16 protein-coding genes and 1 pseudogene are annotated in these 20,572 nt (G+C 35.1%); 14 read left to right on the top strand and 3 right to left on the bottom strand.

Translation table 11 applies throughout. The features are described 5' to 3' along the window. Nucleotides 1-79: 79 nt before the first annotated feature. The 8 genes from WKT09_RS00905 to WKT09_RS00870 all read left to right on the top strand — a co-directional run bounded on the left by WKT09_RS00905 (nt 80) and on the right by WKT09_RS00870 (nt 8,552). The gene (locus tag WKT09_RS00905) at nt 80-1,165 is read left to right on the top strand and encodes a Glu/Leu/Phe/Val family dehydrogenase (protein WP_340414222.1); all 1,086 of its coding nucleotides are present in this window, start codon (nt 80-82) and stop codon (nt 1,163-1,165) included. Nucleotides 1,166-1,210: 45 nt separating this feature from the next. Further along, on the top strand, nt 1,211-2,254 hold the full coding sequence (gene buk, locus WKT09_RS00900) for a butyrate kinase (RefSeq protein ID WP_340414311.1): 1,044 nt from the start codon (nt 1,211-1,213) through the stop codon (nt 2,252-2,254). A gap of 13 nt (nt 2,255-2,267) precedes the next feature. Then, nucleotides 2,268-3,689, top strand: a complete 1,422-nt coding sequence (lpdA, locus tag WKT09_RS00895) for a dihydrolipoyl dehydrogenase (RefSeq protein WP_340414221.1) — start codon at nt 2,268-2,270, stop codon at nt 3,687-3,689. A gap of 12 nt (nt 3,690-3,701) precedes the next feature. Continuing rightward, entirely contained in the window at nt 3,702-4,700 is a 999-nt protein-coding gene (locus WKT09_RS00890) for a thiamine pyrophosphate-dependent dehydrogenase E1 component subunit alpha (protein ID WP_340414220.1), read from the top strand. A gap of 12 nt (nt 4,701-4,712) precedes the next feature. Further along, nucleotides 4,713-5,699: an alpha-ketoacid dehydrogenase subunit beta gene (locus WKT09_RS00885; RefSeq protein ID WP_340414219.1), complete on the top strand. Its 987-nt coding sequence runs from the start codon at nt 4,713-4,715 to the stop codon at nt 5,697-5,699. A gap of 27 nt (nt 5,700-5,726) precedes the next feature. Continuing rightward, entirely contained in the window at nt 5,727-6,962 is a 1,236-nt protein-coding gene (locus WKT09_RS00880) for a dihydrolipoamide acetyltransferase family protein (protein WP_340414218.1), read from the top strand. Between the two features lie 76 nt (nt 6,963-7,038). Continuing rightward, nucleotides 7,039-7,470 carry a BrxA/BrxB family bacilliredoxin gene (locus WKT09_RS00875; RefSeq protein WP_340414217.1) on the top strand — a complete coding sequence of 144 codons (432 nt, stop codon included), beginning with the start codon at nt 7,039-7,041 and terminating at the stop codon, nt 7,468-7,470. Nucleotides 7,471-7,547: 77 nt separating this feature from the next. Further along, on the top strand, nt 7,548-8,552 hold the full coding sequence (locus WKT09_RS00870; protein ID WP_340414216.1) for an aromatic acid exporter family protein: 1,005 nt from the start codon (nt 7,548-7,550) through the stop codon (nt 8,550-8,552). A 19-nt stretch (nt 8,553-8,571) separates the two neighbouring features. Here the strand turns inward: WKT09_RS00870 and WKT09_RS00865 are convergent, their stop codons facing one another. Beyond that, nucleotides 8,572-8,706: a DUF4044 domain-containing protein gene (locus WKT09_RS00865; RefSeq protein WP_340414215.1), complete on the bottom strand. Its 135-nt coding sequence runs from the start codon at nt 8,704-8,706 to the stop codon at nt 8,572-8,574. A 336-nt stretch (nt 8,707-9,042) separates the two neighbouring features. On the opposite strand from WKT09_RS00865, the gene mce reads away from it, so the two are divergent. From mce to WKT09_RS00845, 4 genes are all read left to right on the top strand, one after another. Then, nucleotides 9,043-9,459, top strand: coding sequence for a methylmalonyl-CoA epimerase (gene mce / locus WKT09_RS00860; RefSeq protein WP_340414214.1), 417 nt, complete (start codon nt 9,043-9,045; stop codon nt 9,457-9,459). 14 nt (nt 9,460-9,473) lie between these two features. Beyond that, nucleotides 9,474-11,027, top strand: coding sequence for an acyl-CoA carboxylase subunit beta (locus WKT09_RS00855; RefSeq protein WP_340414213.1), 1,554 nt, complete (start codon nt 9,474-9,476; stop codon nt 11,025-11,027). 20 nt (nt 11,028-11,047) lie between these two features. Continuing rightward, a complete protein-coding gene (locus WKT09_RS00850) occupies nt 11,048-12,181 on the top strand; it encodes a M20/M25/M40 family metallo-hydrolase (RefSeq protein ID WP_340414212.1) in 1,134 nt (377 codons plus the stop codon). 208 nt (nt 12,182-12,389) lie between these two features. Continuing rightward, nucleotides 12,390-13,637, top strand: a complete 1,248-nt coding sequence (locus WKT09_RS00845; protein ID WP_340414211.1) for a DNA polymerase IV — start codon at nt 12,390-12,392, stop codon at nt 13,635-13,637. Between the two features lie 55 nt (nt 13,638-13,692). Here WKT09_RS00845 and WKT09_RS00840 read toward each other — a convergent pair. Further along, nucleotides 13,693-15,059, bottom strand: a pseudogene (locus tag WKT09_RS00840) (aldehyde dehydrogenase). Between the two features lie 9 nt (nt 15,060-15,068). Continuing rightward, nucleotides 15,069-15,989: a ribonuclease Z gene (gene rnz / locus WKT09_RS00835; RefSeq protein ID WP_340414210.1), complete on the bottom strand. Its 921-nt coding sequence runs from the start codon at nt 15,987-15,989 to the stop codon at nt 15,069-15,071. A gap of 133 nt (nt 15,990-16,122) precedes the next feature. On the opposite strand from rnz, the gene mutS reads away from it, so the two are divergent. Both mutS and mutL read left to right on the top strand, forming a co-directional pair. Continuing rightward, nucleotides 16,123-18,690: a DNA mismatch repair protein MutS gene (gene mutS / locus WKT09_RS00830; protein ID WP_340414209.1), complete on the top strand. Its 2,568-nt coding sequence runs from the start codon at nt 16,123-16,125 to the stop codon at nt 18,688-18,690. Between the two features lie 17 nt (nt 18,691-18,707). Further along, nucleotides 18,708-20,543 carry a DNA mismatch repair endonuclease MutL gene (gene mutL / locus WKT09_RS00825; RefSeq protein ID WP_340414208.1) on the top strand — a complete coding sequence of 612 codons (1,836 nt, stop codon included), beginning with the start codon at nt 18,708-18,710 and terminating at the stop codon, nt 20,541-20,543. Nucleotides 20,544-20,572: the final 29 nt, after the last annotated feature.

Genomic DNA, 20,572 nt, shown 5'->3' with positions numbered 1-20,572 from the left:
TAAATCATTGATTTATCTAGTATTCAAAGTTGGTACGATAATTGCATATATAAATAATAAAGAGAAGGGGTAAAAAATGATGGCTATTTTTAAAATGATGGAACAGGACGATTATGAGCAAGTAATCTTTTGTTATGAGAAAAGTAGTAACTTGAAGGCGATTATTGCAATTCATGATACAACACTTGGACCAGCATTAGGTGGTACGAGAATGTGGAATTACACTTCAGAGGAGGAAGCATTAGAAGATGTGCTTCGTCTTGCCAAAGGGATGACATATAAAAATGCAGCAGCTGGATTAAATATCGGTGGGGGAAAAGCAGTCATTATCGGAGACCCGAGTAAGGATAAATCCGAAAGTATGTTTCGTGCATTCGGGAGATATGTAGAAAGCTTAAACGGCCGTTATATTACAGCGGAAGATGTTGGAACAACCGAACAAGATATGGATTATATTCATATGGAAACAAATTATGTTTGTGGCACATCTTCAGGAGGCGTCGGTGATCCATCACCAGTAACTGCATTAGGTATTTATAAAGGGATGAAGGCTGCCGCATTTGCTGCATTTCAATCTGACAGTTTACAAGGGAAAAGAATTGCCGTTCAAGGTGTCGGTCATGTTGCTTATGCATTATGTACCTATTTACACGAGGAAGGTGCACAATTAATCGTTACAGATATAAATGAAGCGCAAGTGGAACGAGCGGTGAAAGATTTTGGTGCAGAAGCCGTTGCACCAGAAGCTATTTATGATGTGGATTGTGATATTTATGCACCGTGTGCTTTAGGTGGCACCATCAATGATGATACGATTAAGAGATTAAAAGCAAAAGTAATTGCCGGTAGTGCGAATAATCAATTAGCAGAAGCACGTCACGGAGAAATATTACATGAAAAAAATATTATCTATGCACCAGATTATGTAATTAACTCAGGTGGAGTCATAAATGTGGCAGATGAATTAGAAGGTTATGATGAAAAACGTGCATTAAACAAAGTGGAAAATATTTATCATGTGCTTACAGCTGTTTTTGAAAAATCAAGAAAAGAAGATATCCCAACCTATAAAGCAGCGAACAAAATTGCAGAGGAACGGATCGAAGCGGTGCAAAAAGCACGTGGACAGTTTTTACCGAAAAACAAAAATATTTTAAGTTACTAATAGAGATGGGGCGTTGTTGTGCAAAAAAGAAGTAGAACATTAATTATGATACCGAAACCAACGTCAACGATCATTGCAGTCTATTTACAAGATGTTTGTATTTTAAAGGAGACTATTTACCATCACTCTACTCCAAACGAACGAATAGAAGATCAGGTAAAAGTACGAAAAAAGGCTATTATACAATTGCTAATTGATGTAGGTATTAACTTATCAAAACTGGACGCCATTACAACGACTGGCGGATTAATTCGAGCTGTAGAAGGTGGAACATACATTGTAAATGAACAAATGTATGCAGATTTAAAAAATAATTATAATGGAAAACATATTTCGAATTTAGGTGGTTTAATCGCTTATTCCATTGCCTCAGATTTAAATTTACATGCATTCATTGTCGATCCACCAGTAGTGGATGAGCTAGAAAACATTGCGCGTATATCTGGCGCCCCTTTTGTCGAAAGGAAAAGTGTTTTTCATGCTTTGAACCATAAAGCTGTAGCACGTCTTGCTGCAGAGGAACTATCTGTTCGGTATGAGGAAGCAAATTTTATCGTAGCCCATTTAGGGAATGGGATTACTATAGGTGCTCATCGAGAAGGTAAAGTAGTGGATGTAAATAATGGCCTACATGGTGAAGGCCCTTTTTCCTTAGAAAGAGCAGGTTCCATACCAACGGAAGATGTACTTCATGTGGCATTTTCAAAAGAGAGTGATGAAGCTTCATTTATTCATCAAGTAACTTTTGAAAGTGGATTAAAAGGATATTTACGTATCGACACATTGGACCAATTATTACGTGAGATAGAGAAACAAGAACGACAAACACTGTTCTATGTAGAAGCGATGGCATATCAAATTGCAAAAGAAATAGGTGCAATGTCCACTGTATTACACGGGAAAGTTGATGGCATAGTGTTAACAGGACAATTATCGCATGTCAATGAGCTTGTAGCATCCATTTCGAAAAATGTCCAATGGATTGCGGATATACATGTATTTCCCGGAGATTATGACTTAGTCGCATTACAATCTGGAACTTTACGTGTATTACAAGGTTTAGAACAACCAAAGCGATATTTTGAATAGAAGGAGTATGTTTATGTCAAAAGAATATGACCTAGTCATTTTAGGTGGAGGAACAGGTGGCTATGTTGCTGCAATTAAAGCAGCACAATCAGGCATGTCTGTAGCCATTGTTGAACAAGACAAAGTTGGGGGAACTTGTTTACACAAAGGTTGTATTCCTTCAAAAGCATTATTACAATCTGCTAATGTTTATCGAGAAACAAAAGAGGCAGCACAATTCGGTGTGAGTGTTTCGGATGTGTCATTTCAGTTAGATATTGCACAGAAAAGGAAAACAGAAATAGTAGAGAAACTATATGCCGGTGTGCAAGCGTTGTTGAAAAAAGGCAATATTACTATTTATAAAGGGAAAGGAAGAATTTTAGGACCGAGTATTTTTTCTCCACTTCCCGGAACGATTTCTATCGAACATGGTGAGAATGAAGAAAACACGATGTTAATTCCAAAATATATTATTATTGCTACTGGTTCGCGGCCTAAAGAATTTGCAACATTACCAGTGGATGGAACCTATATCGTACATTCAGATCATATTTTGCAACTAGAAAACATTCCTACCTCTGTTGCGATTGTTGGCGGGGGTGTCATAGGAATAGAATGGGCATCATTATTGCAAGATATCGGTGTTCAAGTAACTGTTTTTGAAGCAGGTAACGATATTTTGATGACAGAAGACAAGGAAATTCGTACACATGTACAACGAGCCCTTGAAAAGCGTGGTGTACATTTTGAAACGAATTGTACAATAGACAGTTATGCCATTGATGAAAAAGCAAATAATATCACGATTACGTATATGGATGAAACGTCAAAACAACTAACCGTCGATAAAGTGTTACTGTCTGTCGGAAGAGAAGCAAATACGGATGATATTGGTTTAGAGAACACAAATATTAAACTAGTACATGGAAACATTCAAACAAATGAATATTTTCAAACAGAGGAAAGCCATATCTATGCAGTTGGAGATTGTATTGGTGGCCTACAATTAGCACATGTTGCATCTGCCGAAGGAATGGTAGCAGTAGAACATATGTTAAATAAATCACCACATATAATGGAAGAATTGAATGTCCCTCGTTGTATTTATAGTTATCCGGAAGTTGGTGCGATTGGTTTAACAGAAGAAGATGCAAGAAATGCTGGCTATGATATTAAAATTGGACGTTTTCCATATCAAGCAAATGGTAAAGCGCTTATTAAAGGAGAAACGGAAGGGTTTGTTAAATTCATTTCGGATAAAGAAACAGACGATATTTTAGGGATTCATCTTGTAGGACCACAAGCGACAGATATGATTTCTGAAGGAAGTTTAGCAAAATTATTGGATGCTTCAACATTTGAATTTCAACAAGTTGTCCGACCACATCCATCTTTATCAGAAATTTTTACAGAAGTTGCATTAGATGCAGATGGAAAACCAATACATTTATAGAGGAGGATTAAAATGAAAACAGTGGAAAATGAACATGTTCATTTAGGTTTAACGGATGAAGATGTCTTAGAAATGTATAAAAAAATGTTGTTAGCTCGTAAATTAGATGAACGAATGTGGTTATTAAATAGAGCTGGAAAAATTCCTTTCGTTATTTCATGTCAAGGCCAAGAAGCGACACAAGTTGGTGCGGCTTTTGCTTTAGATCGTGAAGTTGATTATATTGCTCCATATTATCGAGATTTTGGGGTTGTACTATCATTTGGTTTCACAGCAAAGGATATAATGTTATCAGCCTTTGCTAAAGAAGAAGATCCTAATTCAGGTGGGCGTCAAATGCCAGGTCATTTTAGTAGTAGAAAACATCGAATTATTACAGGTTCATCTCCTGTTACGACTCAAGTACCACATGCAGTCGGTTTTGCTTTAGCAGCAAAAATGAAAAAAGAATCTTTTGTTACATTAACTACACTTGGAGAAGGGTCCACCAATCAAGGAGATTTCCATGAAGGTTTAAACTTTGCAGGCGTGCATAAATTACCTATTATTACCCTTGTTGAAAATAATAAATTAGCAATCTCCGTTCCTTATGATAAACAAGTTGCAAGTGAAACGGTTGCGGCACGTGCTGAGTCTTATGGAATGTATGGGGAAAAAATTGATGGGACAGACCCATTACAAGTATTTAAAGTGATAAAAGAAGCAAGAGAACGTGCAATAAATGGGGAAGGACCATCATTGATTGAGGCGGAAACTGTGCGTCTGACAGCACATTCTAGTGATGATAATGATGCTGCTTACCGCACAAAGGAAGAAAAAGAAGCGGATAGAAAAAATGATTGTATGGTGAAGTTTGCAGATTACTTAAAATCATGTGGAATTTTAACAGATTCAATAGAAAAGAATTTAGTAGAAACGATTCAGCATGAAATTAATGAAGCGACAAAATATGCAGAAAACGCACCGTTTGCACCTGTTGCATCATTGACAGACTACGTATATGAACAGTAAGGAGGGGAAACAATGACCGAATTAAATTATATTCAAGCAATTACATTAGCAATGGAAGAAGAAATGAATCGAGATGAGAATGTCTTTGTTGTCGGAGAAGATGTCGGCATCAAAGGGGGCGTATTTCGAGCGACAGATGATTTATATAATAAATTTGGAGAAGATCGTGTGATTGATGCACCACTTGCAGAATCAGCAATTGTCGGAGTAGGTGTTGGAGCGGCAATGTATGGAATGCGACCAATTGCGGAAATTCAATTTGCAGATTTTATTTTTCCAGCAGTAAACCAAATCATTTCAGAAGCAGCAAAAATAAGATACCGCTCGAACAATGATTGGAATTGTCCGATAACCATTCGTGCACCATTTGGCGGTGGTATAAGTGGGGCGCTTTATCATTCACAATCTGTGGAGGCAATATTTAATAGTACACCTGGATTAAAAGTCGTTGTTCCTTCTTCTCCAAGAGATGCAAGAGGATTGTTAAAAGCAGCAATTCGTGATAATGATCCTGTATTATTTTTCGAACATAAACGAGCATATCGTTTGTTAAAAGAAGATGTACCAACCGAAGAAGATGAAATTATCCCGATTGGGAAAGCAGCAATCAAACGTGAAGGGGAAGATGTAACGGTTATAACGTATGGTATTAATGTCTCTATCACGGAAAAAATTGCAACAAAATTAGAAAAAGAAGGTACGACCGTCCATCTTTTAGACTTACGAACGATATATCCATTAGATCAGGAGGCAATTATCGAAGCAGCTAAAAAAACTGGAAAAGTATTACTTATTACAGAAGATAATAAAGAAGGTAGTATCATTGGCGAAGTGAGTGCAATCATTGCGGAACATTGTTTATTTGACTTAGATGCTCCCGTGAAACGTTTAGCTGCACCGGATGTACCGGCGATGCCATATGCACAACCTTTAGAGAGAGAATTTATAGTGACGGAAGATAAAATTGAAGATGAAATTAAACAATTAGCACGTTTTTAGTTTGGTGAATGGAATAGGAGGGAAATCATGTCCATTGAAAAAATTGTCATGCCTAAATTAGGTGAAAGTGTAAATGAAGGTACAATTACGACATGGTTAGTGGAAGTCGGGGAACATGTGAATGAATATGATCCAATCGCAGAAGTAATGACAGATAAAGTAAATGCAGAAATTCCTTCTTCTTATACAGGAACAATCCAAGAGATAATCGTTCAAGAAGGAGAAACGATCAAAGTTGACGAATTAATTTGTTATATAAAAACAGATGGGAAGGAAACGGCAGAGGAATTAAATGCTACTAAAGAGAAAATCGATATAGATGAACCGATGACGGAAACAACTGAAGAAGGATCGATGAGTCATCGTTACTCACCTGCTGTTTTATCATTATCTCAAAAGCATGGCGTTCATCTGGACGATGTAACTGGAACAGGAATTGGTGGAAGAATTACCCGTAAAGATATCCAAAAATATATTCAAAATCGAAAATCTACTATAGCAGAAGATACTACGCAAACAGAAAAAAGAGCGAGTAAATCTGTTGTTCAACCTCCGTCGACAGATCCCTATAATGAGGGATATGAGTTAACAGGTGTTAGAAAAGCGATTGCAGATAAAATGGTGTTATCGACAACAGAAATCCCCCACGCTTGGATGACAGTAGAAGTGGATGTTACAAACCTCGTGAAATATCGTAATAATGTAAAACAATCATTTAAGGATAAAGAAGGATTTAATTTAACATATTTTCCATTTTTTATTTATGCGGTTGCACAAGCATTACAGGCACATCCAATTTTAAATAGTACTTGGCAAGGAAAGAAAATCATTCAACATAGAGATATAAATATTTCGATTGCAGTTGCAAATGAAAATGAATTATACGTACCTGTTATTCGCAATGCAGATGAAAAGACAGTAAAAGGCTTGGCTAAAACGATTCATGAACTTGCAAATAAAGCAAAAACAAATCAACTCACACAAAATGATATGACTAATGGTACATTTACGGTAAATAATACAGGTACTTTTGGTTCTGTTTCATCAATGGGTATTATCAACTATCCTCAAGTAGCGATTTTACAAGTGGAATCGATTGTAAAACGACCTGTGATCATTGAGGATATGTTTGCTGCTAGAGATATGGTGAATTTATCATTATCCCTGGACCACCGTGTGTTAGATGGACTTGTAGCAGGTAGATTTATACAACATGTGAAGCAAATATTAGAGAATATAGACGAGACTACAACCCTGATCTAGTAATCGCTTTATATTGATATTCTTCCAAATTGTTGTTAAAATTATAAGTAAATTTAGAAAGAAAGAAGGTCTTTAAATGAGCTTTGATGATTTTATGATAGATGTAGTAAGAGTTGCAAGAGAAGATATGGTAGACGCAGGTTACGAGGAATTAACTACACCTGAAGAAGTAGATGCAGCTTTTAAAAGAGAAGGAACTACTTTAGTGTTAGTTAACTCAGTATGTGGTTGTGCTGGTGGAGTGGCAAGACCGGCAGCAGCAAATGCCATTCATTATGATAAACGTCCTGATCATTTAGTAACAGTTTTTGCTGGACAAGATCGTGAAGCAACAGAGCAGGCGCGTAAATATTTTGAAGGATACCCACCTTCATCTCCATCGATGGCATTTTTAAAAGACGGAAAAATTGTAACGATGTTAGAACGTCATGATATTGAAGGTTCTAATCCAATCGAAGTAATGAATCGTCTTCAATCATTATTTGATGAATATTGTGAAGAATTATAATAAGGGAATGAGGAGGTTAGGGCAATACAGTTGCCCTAACCTTTTTGTCCATACCATATTTTAAAGGAGTCTATGCAGTGAAAATTGGTTATCGAACGATTAAAACTGCCATTGCAACACCAATTGCCATCACGATTGCCCAACTTGTTGGCGTAACAAATATTGCTTCAGCAGGGATTTTAACGATTTTATGTATTCAACCATCACGAAAAAAGTCAGTTGAGAGTGCTTGGCATCGATTTCTCGCATGCATTTTAGCTATTTTATTTTCAATTGTGATGTTCGAATTGCTCGGATATTCTCCGATTATCTTAGGGATCTTACTAGCGTTATTTATTCCTACTTGTGTGTTTTTAAAAATTGAACAAGGGATTATGACGGCAACTGTTATTACATTAAATTTATATGGATTTGGACTTATCCAAATGAATTTTTTATATGAACAGTTTTTATTAATTTTTATCGGAATCGGAACAGGCTTAATCGTTAACCTATATATGCCTAGTTTAGATAAAAAATTACAAGAAAAACAACGTGAATTAGAAAGTAATTTTCAAATTATTTTATACGAAATCGCCTTATACATTCGTGAACAACATATGGACTGGGATGGGAAAGAAATTGCTGAAGTTGGAAGGATTTTAGAGGAAGCGGATGAATTGGTCAAGCGTGACCAAGAAAATCATTTATTACGAGATGATCACTTTTATCATAAGTATTTTAAAATGCGTAAAAAACAATATGAAATCCTACAACAGATGTTGCCATTAGTTACTCGTCTTCCTGAAAAAGACCATGTGTCAGAACGAATTGCCGATTTTTTCGAGAAATTAAGTAATTCTGTTCATCCTGGGAACACGGCTATTTTATTTTTAGAAGAATTAAAAGAAATTAGAGAAGCTTTCCATGAAGAAGAACTACCAGCGACGAAAGAAGAGTTTGAAACCCGTGCAAGTTTGCATCAACTTTTACATGAAATAGAAGAATATTTATTATTAAAAAGTAAATTTAAAAAATCAGATGTCATGCTACGTGAAAAGAAGCCGAAAAGAATAAAAAAAGAGAAAAAGACGAAACAATAATTGTCTTTTTCTCTTTTTATTAAAATACAAAACTCCCGATTGCACCTGTAAACAAGGATAATACCATTGCAATAACCATTAGTATGACGACGACTTTCATTCGTCTTTCTCGTTTCGATTTTCTTTTAGGAGCTTGTTGTTTATTATTTGACACATTAAATCCTCCTTCACTTCCATTTACACATTGTTTCTAAAGTAATTGATGATGCATTTCCTTCATACATAATATTACATCCACGAAATCATCTTTATTTTAACATTATTTTAATTAAATTTCCTGTAAAATCTGTTATATCTATATAAATATTACTGTATACAAAGCGAACTATGTTAACTCTTCCATGCAAAATTTACATACAAGTTAACCTAAAATCTCTACATGTTATCTTCAACTTTATCCATACTGATTGAATTGTAGGAATATTTTTTATATAAATGGTAAAATAAACAAGTATAGAGAAAAGCTTGAAGATGAATGGGGGATTTTTGTATGACAAAATTGGACGCACCAAAAGAAATTGCACATATTGGTATTGCAGTACATAGTTTAAACAGTGCGCTTCCATTTTACACGGAGTTAATGGGAGTGCAACTTGAAAAGTTGGAAGAAGTTGAAAGTGAACAAGTTAAGGTTGCTTTTTTAAAAATTGGAGAAACACGTATTGAATTATTAGAACCATTAAACGAATCTTCTGCGATTTATACGTACTTACAAAAAAAAGGGGAAGGCATTCACCATATCGCGTTAGAGGTGGATGATATTGAAGAACGTTTACAACACTTAAAAGAAAACGGTATCAAGTTGATTCATGATACACCGAAAACTGGCGCAAACGATAGCCAAATTGCATTTTTACATCCGAAATCAACGAATGGAGTTTTATTTGAACTTTGTAAACATAATTAAAGGAGTGACATGAAATGGATATTTATAGCAAAATTGATGAACTGTATGATAAAAGAAGAGAAGTAGAACTAGGTGGTGGGGATGAACGGATTCAAAAGCAATACGAACGTGGAAAATTAACAGCGCGTGACCGTATCAACTATTTATTAGATGATGATACATTTGTAGAATTAAATCCATTTATGGAACACCGGACAACAGACTTTGGAATGAATGAAGTAGAAGCACATGGTGAAGGAGTTGTAACCGGATACGGGAAAATAAATGGACGTCCAGTCTATTTATTTGCACAAGATTTCACCGTGTTTGGTGGAGCTTTGGGAGAAATGCATGCAAAAAAAATAGCGAATGTGATGGATTTGGCAGCAAAAAGTGGTGCACCATTTATCGGTTTAAATGATTCGGGCGGAGCGCGTATACAAGAAGGGGTAGGATCGTTAGATGGGTATGGACAAATTTTCTATCGAAACTCTATCTATTCAGGAGTAATTCCACAAATTTCTGTTATTATGGGTCCGAGTGCAGGGGGAGCAGTTTATTCTCCTGCTATTACAGATATTATTATTATGGTGGAAAAAACATCTAAAATGTTTATTACTGGCCCGAAAGTAATTGAAACAGTAACTGGTGAACAGATTTCTGCAGAAGACTTAGGTGGTGCACATGTACATAATACGAAAAGCGGAAATGCCCATTTAAGTGCGAAAACAGAGGAAGAAGCATTAGATTATGTGAAGCAATTATTAAGTTATTTACCTGATAGTAATGAACATAAACCACCAGTAATGGAATATGAGAAAAAAGAAGACGATCATTATCGTAGCGAATTATTAGAAATTGTCCCATATGATACGACGAGACCATACGATATTAAAAAAGTTGTCAATGAAATTGTGGATGAAGGAAGCTTTTTTGAAATTCATAAAGATTTCGCAAAAAACATCGTGGTTGGTTTTGCTCGCATTAACGGCCAATCTGTTGGGTTAATTTGTAACCAGCCAAAATATATGGCGGGTGGAATTGATATTGATTCCAGTGATAAAGCATCCCGTTTTATCCGTTTTTGTGATTCATTTAATGTACCATTAATTACTTTTGAAGATGTAACTGGATTTTTCCCTGGTATTAAACAAGAACATGGTGGAATTATTCGTCATGGCGCAAAAATCTTATATGCATATTCAGAAGCGACAGTGCCGAAAATTACAGTTATCGTACGTAAAGCGTTTGGTGGAGCTTATGTTGCATTAAATAGTAAGTCCATTGGTGCAGATTTAGTGTTTGCATGGCCGAATTCTGAAATTGCAGTTATGGGACCTGAAGGGGCTGCAAATATTATTTTTGCACGCGAAATCGCAGAAAGTGATCACCCAGAAGCAACTCGTCAAGCAAAAATTGACGAGTATAAAGAAAAGTTCGCAAATCCTTACATTGCCGCTGGTTTAGGAATGGTAGACGATGTAATAGATCCGCGTGAAACACGTGTCAAACTAATACAATCATTAGAAATGTTGTATAATAAACATGAGGAAAGACCGAAAAAGAAACACGGAAATATTCCTTTATAATAAAGTGGAGGAGAATGATTGTGTTACAAGTTAAAACAGAACGATTATTAGACCAATTTTTGGAATTAGTAAAAGTAGATTCAGAAACAAAGTTTGAAGCTACTATTTCAAAAAAATTAAAAGAAATTTTCGAATCACTCGGCTTAGAGGTAGAAGAAGATCAAGCTAGTGATCATATTGATCATGAAGCAAATAATTTAATCTTTACATTACCTGCTAATAGGGATGGGGTAGATCCTATTTACTTTACATGCCATATGGATACGGTAACTCCTGGTGTTGGAATTCAACCATCTATTCAAGACGGTTATGTTATTTCAGATGGTACAACGATATTAGGAGCCGATGATAAGGCGGGAATTGCAGCGATGATTGAAGCGATTCACGTTCTACAAGAAACGAATATGAAACATGGTATGGTACAATTTGTCATTACTGTCGGAGAAGAATCTGGTTTAGCTGGAGCGAAAGTAATCGATCAATCTTTAATGAAAGCTAAATTCGGGTATGCGCTTGATAGTGATGGCCCTGTCGGAAATATTGTAACATCTGCACCATATCAAGCACATATTAAGGCAAAAGTATTTGGAAAATCTGCTCACGCAGGTGTTGCACCTGAAAAAGGGATCTCTGCCATTACTTTAGCTGCAAAAGCAATTGCTAAAATGAAATTAGGCCGAATTGATGAGGAAACGACAGCAAATATTGGTTACTTCAAAGGTGGAAAAGAAACTCAAACAAATGTTGTAGTCGATTATGCGGAAATTGTTGCTGAAGCAAGATCTTTAAATGGTGAAAAACTAGAAGCGATTACAGCACAAATGGAAGAAGCTTTTCAATCAACGGTTGCAACATTAGGTGGCGATGTAGAAGTATCGATTGAACAAATGTATCCAGGATTCCAAATGGAAGAAAATAGTGAAGTCGTTCAAGTTGCTAAATCTGTAGCAACATCCTTAGAACTACCATTTGCAATGGTGCATAGTGGTGGCGGTAGTGATGCAAATATATTCAATGGTCATGGCATTCCAACAGGGAATTTATCTGTAGGTTATGAATTTATTCATACGACAAAAGAACGTATTCCGGTAGAACAACTAGAAAAATTAACAACGTATATTTTACACATTATGAAGCATGTAGCAGAACGTTAGTAATCAAACACTTTCTTTTATTTAAATGGATAAAAGAAAGTGTTTTTATTTCTTCAGTAAAATGCTCCTTCTAGGATGCCTTTCGTATGTATCGAAGTGAAAAGGTACTATACTTACATTCACATATGGAATTATAAGAACGGATATTGGACGATTATTTCGATATTCGCTAAAATAATAAGTAAGCACATGACAAAGGACGATTATTATGCAAAAACGAAGGCATCGAGTTATCTTTCATATTGACATGAACAGTTTTTACGCATCGGTTGAAATTGCTCATAATCCATCATTAAAAGGCAAACCTATCGCCATTGCTGGAAATCCAGAAGAACGAAAAGGTATTATCGTTACAAGTAGTTATGAAGCACGTGCTAAAGGTGTGAAAACGACGATGGCATTATGGGAAGCAAGAAAACTATGTCCAAATTTAATCGTTTTACGACCAAATTTTGAACGGTACCGAGAAATGTCAGCTAAAATTTTTAATATATTATATGAAATTACTCCATTTATTGAGCCAGTCTCTATTGATGAAGGGTATATGGATGTAACAGATCACGTAATACATCCACTAGAACTTGCCAAACAAATACAACAGCGTATTTTACATGAATTACATATTCCATCAAGCATTGGGATAGGACCGAATAAATTTTTAGCAAAAACTGCTTCAGATATGAAAAAGCCTTTAGGCATAACCGTTTTAAGAATTCGTGATTTACAAGAAAAATTATGGCCGCTTCCCATCGATGAAATGTATGGCGTTGGGAAAAAAACGGCAGAAAAGTTGCATAAAATTGAAATTCATACGATCGGTGATTTAGCATTAGCAGATGATTATATATTAAGCCAGTTATTAGGGATTAATGGAGAACGATTAAAAAATCGGGCAAATGGCATCGATCCAAGACATGTGGATCCAGACTCGATTCATGATTTTAAAAGTATCGGAAATTCACAAACATTGCCATATGATTCTGATGATGAGCAACAATTAAAACAATTGCTTCATCAGCTTGCAATGCGAGTAGAAGAAAGATTACAGCGTCGAGAATTAAAAGGTAAAACAGTGCAATTGATGATTCGTGATAAAGATCGAAAAACGATGACACGTAGTAAAAAATTGCCTTTCTATATTGATACGAAAGAGGAAATTATGCTTGTGATCGATGAGTTATTTCAATTACATTGGAACAAAGAACCGGTACGCCTATTAGGAGTGACAGTACAAGATTTACTTGAAAAGCAACATGTCGTAAAACAATTAAGCTTGTTTTCATATGAACAAGATGAAAAGGAAAACCGAGTAAATGAAACCATTCAACAACTTGAAAAGAAGTTTGGAGAAAATTTATTCATTTCTTTAGAGAATGAAGAAAAACAAGCTAAAAATAAGTTATTGCGAACGAGTTTTCAAAAAGATTTTTTAGATGATTATAAACATAAAAAATAAAACATCCTCCTACAATACTACGAATATTGCATAGGAGGATGTTTTAATTATATCGTTAGCGAAACAATTTTTTGGCAATGCTCTCTGTTAGTTTACTGCCTGGATAGCGAACAGGAATGTCGAAAGCATTCGTCTGTTTTAAAACGCTTTTTTCGTGTGAAAATGTGTCAAAACTTGCTTTTCCATGATAGGCACCGATTCCACTTTGACCGACACCACCAAACGGTAAATGAGGGTTTGCTAAATGATACAATGTATCATTGATGCATCCACCTCCAAATGAAAGAGAGGACAATACTTTTTCTTCTTCTTTTTTATTTGTACCAAAATAATATAAAGCAAGAGGCTTCTCTTCTGTACGAACTTTTTCAATGACATCATCGATATGATCATAAGTTAATATAGGCAAAATTGGTCCAAAAATTTCTTCCTTCATTACTGCGTCATCCCAAGTCACGTTATCCATAATGGTCGGAGCAATGCGTAAATCTCCTTGATGAACTTGGCCACCAAAAATTACTTTTTTCGGTTCGATTAATGTACGTAGACGATGGAAATGGTTCTCATTGACGATACGGACATAATCATCATTTTTTAATGGATCCTTTTTGTATAATTTCGTTATTTCTTTTTGGAGAAGTAATAAAAATTTCTTCTTTATTTTTTATGAACATATATATAGTCTGGTGCAACACATGTTTGTCCTGCATTGGTAAATTTCCCCCATGCAATACGCTTTGCAGCATAAGGCAAATGAGCAGATTTACTAACAATTGTGGGACTTTTTCCACCTAATTCTAAAGTGAAAGGTGTTACATGACGGCTTGCTTGTTCCATGACAATTTTTCCAACGTTTGTACTTCCTGTAAAAAAGATATAATCAAAGCGTTGCTGTAATAAGGATTGACTAATGTTTTCATCTCCTTCAACGACTTTGAAAAATGCTGGATCAAATGTAGCATCGACCATTTCCTTGATTAATTTCGAGCAGTTCGGTGTTAATTCTGATGGCTTTAATACAACGGTATTGCCTGCAGCAATTGCACCAATCACAGGTGCGATAGCTAATTGAATCGGATAATTCCAAGGCGCAATAATTAATGTAACACCATATGGTTCTGGTCGAACGTAACTTTTCGTTCCTTTATGCGTAAATGGTGTTTCTACTTTTTTATGTTCCATCCACTTTTTTACATGTTTTAAAGTAAAATTAATTTCTGTATGCAAAATACCTATTTCAGTTGTTAACGATTCATGTTTTGATTTGTTTAAATCTGCTTTTAATGCATCATATATCTCATTTTCATATGTTAGCAACATCTCTTTTAACATGTTTAATTGTTTTATGCGAAATGCATAATTTTTTGTTTTATTTGTATAGAAGTATGCTTTTTGTTGTTGAACGAGTTTTTCCATTAGAATGTAGCCCCCTTATTTAATCGTATAGTGATAAAAATCATATGCAATCGTAACATTTGGAAAAATTTCTCTTGCTTCTTCTAACAATAGTGGAATATGCCCTTTTTGATAGCGTGATGATATATGTGTCAAAATTAAATGTTGTACATTTCCTTTTTTAGCAATAGTTGCAGCATCTTTCGTCGTGGAATGAAAATACTGTTTTGCTAAATCCGGATTTTCTTTGGAAAATGTCGCTTCATGAATGAGGAGATCTGCTCCTTCTACAAAATCAGGTAAAGAAGCAACGTAACGTGTATCTCCTAAAATCACAACTTTTCTTCCTTTTTTCGCATCTCCAATGAAATCTTTCCGATATAAAATCGTACCATCCTCTAAGGATACTCGCTCATTTTCTTTAATTTGCTTATAAATCGGTCCTGGTGTAATACCGATTTCACGTAATTTATCTACTCGTAGTTCACCAATTTTATCTTTTTCCGTTATTTTATAACCGAAACTTTTCATATTGTGATCAAGCAAAATAGTTTCTACTACATACGATTCTTCGTCAATTAATAAACACGGCTCATCAAATTCAACAATGTCAATATCGTATGCGGGGTGTGTTTCACTTACAAGTAAACTTGTTTCAATAAAGTTTTTAATTCCTTTTGGACCATAAACGACGACTTCCTCATCACCGCCTAAAAAAGATCGACTACTAAGTAAACCTGGTAGACCGAATATATGGTCACCATGTAAATGGGTAATAAATATTTTTTTAATTTTTCGTGGTTTTAATGTCGTATGTAAAATTTGATGTTGTGTTGCTTCCCCACAATCAAACATCCATAATTCATTTATTTCTTGTAGCATATCTACGATGATTGATGTGACATTTCGTTCTTTTGAAGGAATACCAGCACCAGTACCTAAAAATGTAATATCCATATGTAAAACTCCCATCTTGCGTATATACCTCTAGTATATACATTTTCCACAAATGGTGCGATTGTAAACTATTTTAAAGTTTTTTAACTATGATATAATATTTGTAGTATTTTTAATGTTGGGGGATACAACTATGTCAAAAGTGACACCGATGATGGAACAATATTTACAAATAAAAGCAGCACATAAAGATGCATTTTTATTTTTCCGGTTAGGAGATTTTTATGAACTATTCCATGAAGATGCGATTAAAGCTGCACAAGAACTAGAAATTACATTAACAAAACGTGATGGAGAAACACCAATGTGCGGTGTACCACATCACTCGGCAGAAGGATATATTAAAACATTAGTAGATAGAGGATATAAAGTAGCGATATGTGAACAAGTAGAAGATCCTAAAAAGGCTAAGGGTGTTGTAAAACGTGAAGTTGTCCAATTGATAACTCCCGGAACGGTCATGGAGTCATCGATGTTACAAGAAAATGAAAGTAATTATATTGCAAGTCTTTCCTATTTTGAAGAAGATGGTAGTTTTATAATCGTGTACCATGAATTGTCAACAGGAGAGTCACAAATTGTCCGTGTTGCAGATGCGTTTTCACGTGTTATTCACGAATTAGCAAATCGAAAAGTAAAAGAAGTCGTCGTCAGTTCGTCATTTCCACAAATATATATCGATGACATTACATCAACTTTACAGTTGCTCATCTCTTATGAAGATGAAGTTAATTTTATTGGGGAATTTCGTCATTTATACGATGATTTAAACGATGAGCAGTTTATTCATGCGTTTAGTCGTATGTTAAATTATATTGCACATACGCAAAAACGATCGTTACACCATTTACAAAGCCCGGAAATAATTGAATTAAAACAATATTTAACATTGGATATGTATGCAAAGCGTAATTTAGAATTAACAGAAACATTTATTAAAAAAGGAAAATATGGGTCACTTTTATGGGTGCTAGATAAAACAGTGACAGCAATGGGAGCAAGAATGTTAAAAAAATGGATAGAACGTCCACTCATTCACCAAGCAACCATTGAAAGTCGCTTACAAATTGTTCAATCAATGATGGAACACTTTATGGAACGAGACCAATTACAGGAAGCACTTCGTTCCGTTTACGATTTAGAGAGACTTGCGGGAAGAATTTCTTTTGGAAATGTCAATGCAAGGGATTTATTACAATTAAAACAATCGTTACAACAAATTCCACAAATTAAAGATGTATTATCGTTGATTGATTCAAAAGAAGTGGCAAGATTGAATGAATCGCTCCATTATCCAACACAATTAGTTGATCTCTTAGAGCGAAGTTTAAAAGAAGATGCACCGATGACGATTAAAGAAGGAAATATTATTAAAGATGGATACAATGATCAACTAGATGAATATCGTCACGCATTAAAGCATGGCAAGGACTGGATTCTACAATTAGAACAAGAAGAACGTGCATTAACGAATATTAAATCACTTAAAGTAGGTTTCAATAAAGTATTCGGTTATTACATAGAAGTAACACATGCCAACAAGCATTTACTTCCAGAAGGTCGCTATGAACGTAAACAGACATTACGCAATGCGGAACGTTATATCACACCCGAATTAAAAGAAAAAGAAGCAATCATTTTAGAGGCTGAGGAAAAAAGCGTTGAATTAGAATATGATTTATTCGTGGAAGTTCGTGACATATTAAAAGAGGATATTATCATTATTCAAAAACTTGCCTCTGTCATAAGCGAAATAGACGTTTTACAATCCTTTGCCGAGGTAAGTGAAGCAAATAACTATGTAAAACCGACTTTCGTTGAAAATACAGTAACGATTAAAAACGGTCGTCATCCAGTTATTGAGAAAGTAATCGACGATGGTTCATTCGTGCCAAATGATGTGTATCTAAATGATGAGGATTTTATTTTACTTATTACTGGACCAAACATGTCAGGAAAGAGTACGTATATGCGTCAGCTAGCATTAACGATTATCATGGCACAAATTGGTTGTTTCGTTCCAGCAGATGAAGCAAATTTACAAATTTTTGATCAAATTTTCACAAGAATTGGTGCGGCAGATGATTTAGTAAGTGGACAAAGTACGTTTATGGTGGAGATGCTAGAAGCAAACTTTGCTCTACAACATGCAACAGAAAATAGCTTAATTTTATTTGATGAAATTGGACGTGGGACGAGCACATATGATGGGATGGCATTAGCGAATGCGATGGTAGAATATATTCATAATGAGGTAAAAGCGAAGACGTTATTTTCTACGCATTATCATGAATTAACCGATTTAGAAGAATCGCTAGATGGAGTAAAAAATATTTATGTTCGTGCTGAGGAATATGATGAAAAGATCGTCTTTTTGCATAAAATAGAAGAAGGGCGAGCGAATGAAAGTTACGGCATCCATGTTGCTAAATTAGCGGAGATGCCAGATGCGCTCATTAAGCGTGCACAAGTTATCTTGGAGGCATTAGAAGGTTCAGCTAAAGAAGGATCAACGATAAACGAAACACAAGCCCAATTATCATTCTTTGAAGAGGTAGAAAAAACACCGAAAAAAACAAATGGCAAGCGAGTGGAAAATAATGAAGTAATGAAACAACTAAGAGAAATTAATTTACTAGAAATGACACCGATGGATGCAATGAATATATTATATGACTTGCATAAAAAAGCGAAACAGTAAGAGAGGAGTATTTTCGTTTGAATATAAGACAACTACCACAAAATTTAGCGAATAAAATCGCGGCAGGTGAAGTGGTAGAAAGGCCAGCATCTGTCGTGAAAGAATTAGTAGAAAATAGTATTGATGCAAATAGTACAGAGATACGAGTCACTTTAAAAGAAGCAGGCCTATTAGAAATAAAAGTAACAGATAATGGGGATGGAATTATAGAAGCAGATTGCAAACGTGCATTTATGCGACATGCAACGAGTAAAATTGCTTATGATCAAGACTTGTTTCATATTCGCTCATTAGGTTTCCGTGGGGAAGCTCTTGCAAGTATCGCTTCTGTTAGTAAATTAACGATAGAAACTTCGACAGGAGACGAAGCGGGAACGAAACTTTATATGGAAGGCGGAGAAATTAAAGAAGAAGGAAAAACCACAGCGCGTAAAGGTACAGAGATTACTGTGTGCGAACTTTTTTATAATACACCTGCCCGTTTAAAATATATGAAAAGCATTCATACTGAACTTGGCCATATTACAGATCTGATGAATCGATATGCGTTAGCACATCCACATATTCGCTTTACAGTTGTTCATAATGATAAGACAATCTTTCAATCGAAGGGAAACGGGAATTTATTACAAGTAATTAGTGACATTTATGGGATGCAAGTAGCTCGCAATATGTATAAAGTTGAGGCGGAATCAATAGATTTTCATGTTTCTGGATTTATCGCAAAACCAGAGGTAACAAGATCAAACCGTAACTTTATGACGACGATTGTCAATGGACGATATATCAAAAGTCAGGCACTGAATTTTGCAATTACGCGGGCATATGATACATTACTTCCGATTCACCGGTATCCAGTTGTCGTGTTGCATATTGAACTAGATCCTATATTAGTGGATGTGAATGTGCATCCGACAAAATTAGAAGTTCGTTTTAGTAAAGAAAAGGAATTAGTACAATTAATAGAAACACTTATTCGTGATACTTTTAAATCGAAAACATTAATTCCACAAATCGAACAACGACCAAAACGTGAAAAATTAAAAACAGAGCAAGCTTCTATCCCGTTTGTCATGCCTTCACAGAAAGAGGAAGAAGAAATAGCGAAAACATTACAGCAATTGGACGAGGAACAAGCGAATCGTTCTTTTGATATAAATATTCACCAAGTGGAAGAAACGAATCCACCACTAATAGACGAGGAACGTACAGAAGATTATTTAGATGAAAACATCATGCAAGCACAAACGGAAAATGTACGAAATGAAGAAAGGATACCGATGATGTATCCAATTGGTCAATTACAAGGGACGTATATATTAGCACAAAATGAAAATGGATTATATATGATTGACCAACATGCCGCACAGGAACGTATTAAGTATGAATTCTTCAAAAAGAAATTAGGAAATCCTATTAATGAATGGCAACAACTTTTAATGCCGTTAACATTTGAATTTACAACGAATGAAATATTGTTTTTAAATAAACATAAACAATTATTTGAAGATGTTGGACTATATTTAGAGCCATTCGGTGGACAAACCTATGCAGTCCGTTCTTATCCAAATTGGTTCCCTGCTGGAGAGGAAGAAGCTATCATTCGTGATATGGTGGAACAAGTCATTAAAGATGGGACGATTAATGTCGAAAAAATACGTGAGGAATTAGCGATTTTAATGTCTTGTAAACGATCGATTAAAGCAAATCATTACTTAAATACGGATGAAATGACTCGTTTATTAGAAGATTTACGAATGACGGAAGATCCTTTTACATGTCCACATGGAAGACCGGTTATTATTCATTATACGTACTATGAGATTGAAAAAATGTTTAAAAGAATTATGTAACATGTATACAATGGCTCCTATTTGCTTAT

The sequence above is a fragment of the Pseudogracilibacillus sp. ICA-222130 genome (genome assembly GCF_037892545.1).
In the GTDB taxonomy this organism is placed as follows: Bacteria; Bacillota; Bacilli; order Bacillales; family Amphibacillaceae; genus Pseudogracilibacillus.
The sequence above is the reverse complement of the archived record's forward strand: the minus strand, read 5'-3'. Positions and strand labels throughout refer to the sequence as shown.

Coding starts and splice junctions, on each gene's coding strand:
- WKT09_RS00905 (WP_340414222.1), top strand. CDS start 80: ATGGCTATTTTTAAAATGATGGAACAGGACGATTATGAGCAAGTAATC.
- buk (WP_340414311.1), top strand. CDS start 1,211: ATGATACCGAAACCAACGTCAACGATCATTGCAGTCTATTTACAAGAT.
- lpdA (WP_340414221.1), top strand. CDS start 2,268: ATGTCAAAAGAATATGACCTAGTCATTTTAGGTGGAGGAACAGGTGGC.
- WKT09_RS00890 (WP_340414220.1), top strand. CDS start 3,702: ATGAAAACAGTGGAAAATGAACATGTTCATTTAGGTTTAACGGATGAA.
- WKT09_RS00885 (WP_340414219.1), top strand. CDS start 4,713: ATGACCGAATTAAATTATATTCAAGCAATTACATTAGCAATGGAAGAA.
- WKT09_RS00880 (WP_340414218.1), top strand. CDS start 5,727: ATGTCCATTGAAAAAATTGTCATGCCTAAATTAGGTGAAAGTGTAAAT.
- WKT09_RS00875 (WP_340414217.1), top strand. CDS start 7,039: ATGAGCTTTGATGATTTTATGATAGATGTAGTAAGAGTTGCAAGAGAA.
- mce (WP_340414214.1), top strand. CDS start 9,043: ATGACAAAATTGGACGCACCAAAAGAAATTGCACATATTGGTATTGCA.
- WKT09_RS00855 (WP_340414213.1), top strand. CDS start 9,474: ATGGATATTTATAGCAAAATTGATGAACTGTATGATAAAAGAAGAGAA.
- WKT09_RS00845 (WP_340414211.1), top strand. CDS start 12,390: ATGCAAAAACGAAGGCATCGAGTTATCTTTCATATTGACATGAACAGT.
- rnz (WP_340414210.1), bottom strand. CDS start 15,989: ATGGATATTACATTTTTAGGTACTGGTGCTGGTATTCCTTCAAAAGAA.
- mutS (WP_340414209.1), top strand. CDS start 16,123: ATGTCAAAAGTGACACCGATGATGGAACAATATTTACAAATAAAAGCA.